8 protein-coding genes are annotated in these 7,707 nt (G+C 39.4%); 6 read left to right on the forward strand and 2 right to left on the reverse strand.

Going from position 1 to position 7,707, the window contains the following annotated elements; genetic code table 11:
• The first annotated feature begins 56 nt into the window (after positions 1–56).
• Positions 57–1,760 (forward strand): proline--tRNA ligase, encoded by a 1,704-nt coding sequence (locus D5018_RS15820; RefSeq protein ID WP_121839971.1) that lies wholly within the window; start codon positions 57–59, stop codon positions 1,758–1,760.
• A 48-nt stretch (positions 1,761–1,808) separates the two neighbouring features.
• Here the strand turns inward: D5018_RS15820 and D5018_RS15825 are convergent, their stop codons facing one another.
• Entirely contained in the window at positions 1,809–2,342 is a 534-nt protein-coding gene (locus tag D5018_RS15825; RefSeq protein ID WP_121839972.1) for a hypothetical protein, read from the reverse strand.
• A 106-nt stretch (positions 2,343–2,448) separates the two neighbouring features.
• Between D5018_RS15825 and D5018_RS15830 the strand changes: the two genes are divergently transcribed.
• Positions 2,449–3,576 carry a patatin-like phospholipase family protein gene (locus D5018_RS15830; protein ID WP_121839973.1) on the forward strand — a complete coding sequence of 376 codons (1,128 nt, stop codon included), beginning with the start codon at positions 2,449–2,451 and terminating at the stop codon, positions 3,574–3,576.
• 78 nt (positions 3,577–3,654) lie between these two features.
• Positions 3,655–4,524 carry a GGDEF domain-containing protein gene (locus D5018_RS15835; protein WP_121839974.1) on the forward strand — a complete coding sequence of 290 codons (870 nt, stop codon included), beginning with the start codon at positions 3,655–3,657 and terminating at the stop codon, positions 4,522–4,524.
• A 29-nt stretch (positions 4,525–4,553) separates the two neighbouring features.
• Here D5018_RS15835 and D5018_RS15840 read toward each other — a convergent pair whose 3' ends face one another.
• Positions 4,554–6,203 (reverse strand): FAD-dependent oxidoreductase, encoded by a 1,650-nt coding sequence (locus D5018_RS15840; protein ID WP_121839977.1) that lies wholly within the window; start codon positions 6,201–6,203, stop codon positions 4,554–4,556.
• Between the two features lie 213 nt (positions 6,204–6,416).
• Between D5018_RS15840 and D5018_RS15845 the strand changes: the two genes are divergently transcribed.
• Genes D5018_RS15845 through D5018_RS15855 form a run of 3 tightly spaced genes read left to right on the forward strand, consistent with a single transcriptional unit; the run spans position 6,417 to position 7,555 of the window.
• Entirely contained in the window at positions 6,417–6,716 is a 300-nt protein-coding gene (locus D5018_RS15845) for an ArsR/SmtB family transcription factor (protein WP_341538269.1), read from the forward strand.
• A 2-nt stretch (positions 6,717–6,718) separates the two neighbouring features.
• The gene (locus tag D5018_RS15850) at positions 6,719–7,129 is read left to right on the forward strand and encodes a YeeE/YedE family protein (RefSeq protein ID WP_121839975.1); all 411 of its coding nucleotides are present in this window, start codon (positions 6,719–6,721) and stop codon (positions 7,127–7,129) included.
• A 9-nt stretch (positions 7,130–7,138) separates the two neighbouring features.
• Entirely contained in the window at positions 7,139–7,555 is a 417-nt protein-coding gene (locus tag D5018_RS15855; RefSeq protein ID WP_121839976.1) for a DUF6691 family protein, read from the forward strand.
• Positions 7,556–7,707 lie beyond the last annotated feature (152 nt).

The raw sequence follows: 7,707 nt of genomic DNA on the forward strand, positions 1-7,707 counted from the left end.
AAGCAAAAACGAAATGTTAAAATAACGCCCATTTCAACTTCTAGTGGACAATGTGAATGCGAGTCAGCAAATACCTGCTTTCAACACAAAAAGAAACACCTGCTAACGCAGAAGTGATCAGCCATCAACTTATGCTACGTGCTGGTCTTATTCGTCTTAATGCTTCTGGTTTATACAGCTGGCTGCCAACAGGCTTAAAAGTACTTCGTAAAGTCGAAGCGATTGTACGTGATGAGATGGAAAAAGCAGGAGCTCAAGAAGTCTTAATGCCTATGGTTCAGCCTGCAGATCTTTGGCAAGAAAGTGGGCGTTGGGTTGAATATGGCCCAGAGTTACTTCGCTTCCAAGACCGTCATAATCGTGATTTTGTTTTAGGCCCAACTCACGAAGAAGTGATCACCGATATTGTTCGTAAAGAGGTCAGCTCATACAAACAGTTGCCTATGAATCTTTACCAAATCCAAACTAAATTCCGTGATGAAGTTCGTCCTCGTTTTGGTGTCATGCGTGGTCGTGAGTTCTTGATGAAAGATGCCTATTCTTTCCACTTAGACCAAGAAACCATGGATGATACTTATCAATCCATGCACAACGCCTATAGCAACATTCTGTCTCGTATAGGGTTAGAATTCCGCCCAGTTTTAGCTGATTCAGGCTCGATTGGTGGTGCGATGTCACATGAGTTCCACGTGTTAGCCCAAAGTGGTGAAGACTTAATAGCCTATTCTGTTGATGGTGAATATGCTGCTAACATCGAGCGTGCCGAAGCTCCTATGCCGACTGAAGAGCGCGCCGCTGCAACTCAAGAAATGACTTTAGTTGATACGCTTAATGCGAAAACCATTGCTGAGTTGGTTGAGCAATTTGATTTAGATATTAAGAAAACCGTTAAGACTCTAATTGTTAAAGGCGCAGAAGAAGACACGCCTTTCGTTGCATTATTGGTTCGTGGTGACCATGATCTAAATGAAATCAAAGCAGAAAAAGTGCCTCAAGTTGCCTCTCCACTTGAATTTGCAACCGAAGAAGAAATTCGTTCTGTTATTGGTGCAGGTCCAGGCTCTCTAGGCCCAGTAAATCTAGAGCTACCAATCATTATCGACCACAGTGTTGCAGTTATGAGTGACTTTGGCGCTGGCGCCAATATTGATGACAAACATTACTTTGGCATCAACTGGGAGCGCGATCTTCCTCTTGCACAAGTAGCAGATATTCGTGATGTGGTTGAAGGTGAGCAAGCTCCTGATGGTGGTAAGTACGCCTTTGCACGAGGTATTGAAGTAGGACATATCTTCCAGCTTGGTACTAAGTACTCAGAAGCGATGAATGCAACTGTACTTAACGAACAAGGTAAATCACAAGTTCTACTTATGGGCTGTTACGGTGTAGGTGTTAGCCGCATTGTGGCTGCCGCAATTGAACAAAATCACGATGACCGCGGTATTATTTGGCCAGATGCTATTGCACCTTTCAAAATTGGTATTTTACCAATGAATATGCACAAATCTCACCGTGTAAAAGAACTGGCAGAGAAACTTTATCAAGATCTAACAGATCTAGGTATTGAAGTTATTTTCGATGATCGCAAAGAGCGCCCAGGTGTCATGTTCGCCGATATGGAACTGGTTGGAGTACCACACACAATTGTGATTGGTGACCGTAATATTGATAACGGTGTTTTAGAGTATAAAAACCGTAAAACAGGTGAGAAACAAGATATACCTATGGATGAAGTAATGAGCTTCCTGACAGAACTTTAATTCATTGATAGGGGGAATCATCCCCCTATTACTTTGATATTTAGTAAGTTATACTCGCTCTTTTGTATAACTTGCCGTATCAACCAATTCATCATTTCCAACTTCAATGTCTCCACTCTTTCCGCAGCTAAATTTAGTACCGATATTCTCATTAAATCCAGTCAAAAGCTCATTGTCTTTTTCGTACCAAAGTAATTTCACCTCAAACTCTCTAGCGACCTTCAGTCTTTCGACAATGTACTCTTTTAGCAGCTCACTGCTTGTGACGTTGTCCTCATCAGCTTTCATTGGATTTTTGAAAAAGTCCTTAATTGCCTGAAATATTGTTGCACGCGTATCAGCAGGTTCAACCGATACAGCCTCTCTATTTAAAAAAGTTACAGAATAATTGAAGTACCTATCTTTATATTCAACTTTTACTGTTAAAACACCATTGGCTGGAATAATCATGAATCCACATATTCCACCTTCAGCTCTAGCAGCAACGCTAATGCCGTTATCAAGAATAGCTCTTGGCAACTTATCAATATGTGTGTCCCTTGAGTCTATTCTGGGTGAAATGTGAACATTTTCTACAGCCATTTATTTATCTAACTTCATCTTTTCCTTTGAAATCATTATAGCTCTGCTACATTAAACCTAAGGGCCATATGAATTAACATTTTTTTAATATAAAAGCGTTTTATGAATGAATAAAAACATTGCATTAGTTCTGGGTGGTGGTGGCGCTAGAGCTGCCTATCAAGTTGGTGTGCTTAAAGCGATAGTGGAAGACTATCCACGTAACCATAATATTCCTTTTGACATATTATCTGGTTCCTCAGCTGGTGCTATCAATGCAACATCGCTTGCAACCCATGCATCATGTTTTCACTTAGGAGTGAAAAAACTCAGCTATGTGTGGGGGCACTTTACGACCAATAAAGTGTATAGAAGCTCATTTTCCAGTGTATTTGCACACTTTGCAAAGATACTGCTTAAAAGTTTACAGGCAGCCCCAATTAATCCAGAACCTAGTAGCCTACTCAACAATGAACCACTAAGACTATTACTCAATGAAGTTATGGATTTCAAACGTGTCGATAGAAATATTGATAGAGGCGCATTAGAAGCTCTAAGCATAGATGTATCTTGCTACAACGACTTTAGGTCTTATTCTTTTTTCCAAGCTAATAGCTCTATCGATAATTGGATTCGAGCAAGACGTGTAGGCAAAAGAACTCAGTTATATACCGAGCACCTTCTAGCAAGCTCTGCTATTCCTTTAGTTTTTCCTTCAGTGAAAATTAACCAACAATTTTATGGTGATGGCTCTATCCATCAGATATCACCTTTATCTTCCCCTATTCATCTAGGTGCAGATAAAATTATGATCATTAATTTAGCGTTTTCTTCAAAAGAAAAAGCCAATTCTTTGACAGACCACCCAAGGGTTTCTTCCATTGCAGGCCACCTCTTAGACACTATTTTTTCAGATACACTAAATAGTGACCTCGAGCGAATTAAACACATAAACCAAACAATAAAACTCATCGCTGATGATAAAAAAGCACAGTATCCATCCAAACCTATAGAAACTATGGTGATCACACCGAGTCAGGATTTATCAGATATTGCGATCAAACATTATCACCGCATGCCTTTGGCAATAAGGCTTATGCTAAGAGCCTTTGGCATCAATAAATACTCACAGTCTAGTATCATTTCTTATTTATTGTTTGAGCGTGAATACACCAGAGAACTCATGAATTTGGGTTATCAAGACGGCAAAGCACAAATTAATCAAATCAAAGTTTTTCTAAACAAATCACAGTAACTTCGGCTTACCTGCGATATGGCACAAATACTGCTTTCAAATTAGTATCGTCAAAATATTCGCGTTACCGGAGTAACTATGGATTTTGGGTTAGCAGCAGACTATCAATCACAGCAAATGATATTTTCCCCGCAAGTTCGGTTGGAGAAAAGCAGTGCGCCTGATTTAATTGAAATTCTGCAATCACTTCATGCCAGCTTAGAACCACGGCAAGTGGTTGCCAGTTATGGTAAAGCTGTTGAACAATACTTGCCTATTACGGGGATGCACATACAGTTGCCAGAGCATCATTTCCATTTTGGTTCTAACCAAGGCAAAGTATTTAAAAGACATTTTCAAATCCAACGCCAAGCCGCTGAAGTGAGTTATCGATTAACATCGACTTTAGCTCCGAAACAACTATCGCTTTTGCTTCAACTGGAAGAGTTACTAAAACAACCGCTTGAAAACGCTCTGCAACACCATGAGATCTCAAATCAAGCATTACTTGATTCTCTAACAAATCTAGGTAACCGCCGTTATTATGAAAAAGTACTGGCTTCAAGGATTGCCTGCTTTGACCGAAGCGGTGAGCCACTAAGTCTTGTCATTTTGGATTTAGATAAACTCAAATTTATCAATGACTCTTTTGGTCATCAGTTTGGTGACGTCATCTTAGAAGAGTTTGCTAAGCTATTGCAAAGTACCGTTCGTGATACCGACCATACTTTCCGAGTCGGAGGCGATGAGTTTATTATCTTAGTTCATGGTAATGAGGAAGCGGCCAAGATACTTCTCAACCGTTTAGAACAAAATCTTACTACTCAGCCATTACTTAAACAATTTGATGTTGGTTTCAGTGCAGGTATGAGTGAGTTAACTCGTTATATTTCAGCCAGTGATTTATACGCTAAAGCGGATAAGTCTATGTATGAAGTAAAAATGAAAAAAAAGAAAGAAGGTAGATAACATCTTCCTTCTATTCACGAATCAAAAGTCTATTGCTCTTGGGCAAAAAGCCAAGTTCTGTAGCCACCCAATAGATTTCTACTCTTAAAGCCATTATTGACTAATTGACGATAAGCAACATTTCCCCTTAACCCAACTTGGCAGTACACAATAATCTCTTTTTCCTTCGGTAACTCATGCATTCTCTCTCGCAACTCATCAACGGGAATGTTAATGGCCCCATCAAGATAACCTAAATTTTTAAGTTCCTCTGGAGTACGTACATCCACAAGTAACTGTTCCGGACTCAACTGATGAATTTGATTAAAGTGAATTGGTAACAAATCTCCTTTAATCAGGTTAGTAGCGACAAAAGCGGCTTGATTAATAATATCTTTTGCATTTCCGTATGGGGGAGCATAACTTAGTTCCACATGCTGTAGCTCGTGAACGGTCATACCCGCTCGTTGCGCTACTGAAATTACATCAATTCGCTTATCAATACCTTTTTTACCTACAGCTTGTGCTCCCAAAATTTTACCAGAATCAGGGCTAAACAATAATTTCAAAGATACAATTTCAGCACCGGGATAATAACCAGCATGACTTCCTGCATGAAGATAGACTTTTTCATATCTGTATCCACCTTTCTGGAGTTGTTTTTCGTTTTTTCCCGTTGTACCGACCGCTAATTCGAACACTTTACAAATGGCTGTTCCCTGTGTGCCTTGATATTGTTCTTTGTGCCCAAGCATGTTCCCAGCCACCATTCTCCCTTGACGATTTGCCGGGCCTGCTAGTGGAACAAAACTAGACTTTCCAGTTACAAAATCAATATCTTCAACTGCATCACCAACAGCATAAATATCAGGTTCACTGGTTTGCATTTCGGCATCTGTCACTATGCCGCCGAAATTACCAATCGCTAAACCAGCTTGCTCAGCTAATGCAACATCTGGCCTGACACCAATGGCCATGATCAACAAATCGGTATGAAACGAATCGCCGTTATCCAATTGCAATATCAGTTGCTCATTATCATATTTGACTGACTCCAAACCGGCCTTCAATCGTAAATCGATTCCTTTATCTCGAATTTCTTTATGAAGAAAACCCGCCATTTCGGCATCAACAGGAGCCATAACTTGATCTGAAAGTTCTATCAAACTGGTTTTAATATTTAAATGATGAAACGCTTCCATCATTTCCAAACCGATAAAGCCACCCCCAACAACCGTGGCATGTTGCGGACGATATTGATGAATGCGATCTTTTATTCTGTCCATATCCGAGATGTTTCTAAGGGTAAAGGTTAACGGATTTTCAATCCCATTAATGGGGGGAATAAAAGGCCCTGCACCGGGGCTTAGTAAAAGAAAATCATAGTTCTCATCATAAATCGTATTATCAACTAATCGTTTGATGGTGATCGATTTTTGAAGTCTATTAATTTTGATGACTTCATGCTGAACTCTTACCTCGACATTGAACCTGTTGAAAAAACTTTGTGGTGTCTGCAAAAGTAATTTACTGCGGTCTTTTATTTCTCCGCCTATGTAATATGGCAAGCCACAATTTGCAAACGAAACGTACTCCCCACGTTCAAATATTATAATTTCAGCATTTTCGTCTAAGCGTCTTGCCCTAGCTGCAGCTGAAGCGCCACCAGCAACGCCTCCTACAATTAATATTTTCGTCATACTAACCATCCCTAAGCATCCAGTTGCACCAAATTTTGTATATTTTTGATAACTCACATGCATATTAAATTAGAACCCACTTAATTAGCAATATCTAATTTAGATAATACTGAAATAGATTTTACTAAATCATTTTTTTATAATAAGATTTTACTTTCAACGTGTTTGGATCAATTTTTCAAGCTGTTGAAATTAGGGCTTATTGAAGGTGAAATGATGAATCCGCAAGATATGCAAGCCAGTGCCAAAGAAGCAGCCGAACTCCTGAAAACCATGAGCCACCCTGCTCGATTACAAGTTTTATGTCAGCTTACTGAGAATGAGGTAAGTGTCGGTGAGCTATTAAGCCACAGCACTTTGAGCCAATCTGCTTTTTCACAACACTTATCTGTGCTTAAACAACACAATTTAATTAAAGCCAGAAAGTCAGCACAGCAAGTGTTTTATTCTATTGCTGATGAGAGGGTTTATGAAATTGTAAAAACATTGCACAGTATTTTTTGTAAGGATTAACTATGGATAGCTTTCCCCTTCTATCGCTTTTAGGTGGAGCATTACTTGGTTGCTCTGGCATTTTATTATTGTTATTCAACGGTAAAATCGCAGGGATTAGCGGTATATTAGGAGGGCTATTTACACGAAATCATCAACAAAGCCGTTGGCGCTGGCTGTTCATTGCAGGCATGATCTCTGGTGGGTTTCTAGCGTTACCCGTTGGAGAAATGCCATCCCAATTTACTAGCTCTCCCTTGATTTTAGCAATAGCAGGCTTATTAGTGGGTATTGGGACAAAACTCGGAAATGGCTGTACCAGCGGTCACGGTATTTGTGGTATTGGTCGACTCTCTTTGCGCTCTTTCATAGCAACAGTGACTTTTATGGTAGTCGCCGCAATTACTGTATTTCTTCAACTTCATCTTTTTTAGGAATCATTTATGAAACATGGGTTGATCAGTCTTGCATCAGGTTTATTTTTTGGTATCGGAATGGCCATTTCAGGAATGGTGAACCCTAATAACGTTATTGGCTTTTTAGATATTTTTGGTAATTGGAATCCGAGTCTAATTTTTGTCATGGGTGGTGCTTTGGCAGTATTTATGCCGTCTTATTTATTAGTGATAAAACCAAGAGTTCGCCCAATATTTGAGTCTACTTTTAGTTTTAATTTAAAGAAAAACATAGACAAGAATTTGGTTTTTGGTGCAAGTTTGTTTGGCGTTGGTTGGGGATTAGCTGGAATATGTCCCGGCCCTGCAGTTACGGCCTTATCAGCATTTAACTTAGACGCTCTATTCTTTTTGGTTTTTATGATGATAGGCATGAAACTAGCAGGTTTGATGAGAGCTAAATAACCTGAGCTCTGTATAAATAAATCAGGTAACTATTCAGCCCATCTGACTCAATCTGCTTAAAATAGCAACGGTTGAGTCACCATTTTACTTGATCCTCAATGATCATTTGACCGATCTTCCCAGTATGTCATGCTGACCAAATATTTAGTCAA

The sequence above is a fragment of the Parashewanella curva genome (genome assembly GCF_003675895.1).
Classification (GTDB): Bacteria; Pseudomonadota; Gammaproteobacteria; order Enterobacterales; family Shewanellaceae; genus Parashewanella; species Parashewanella curva.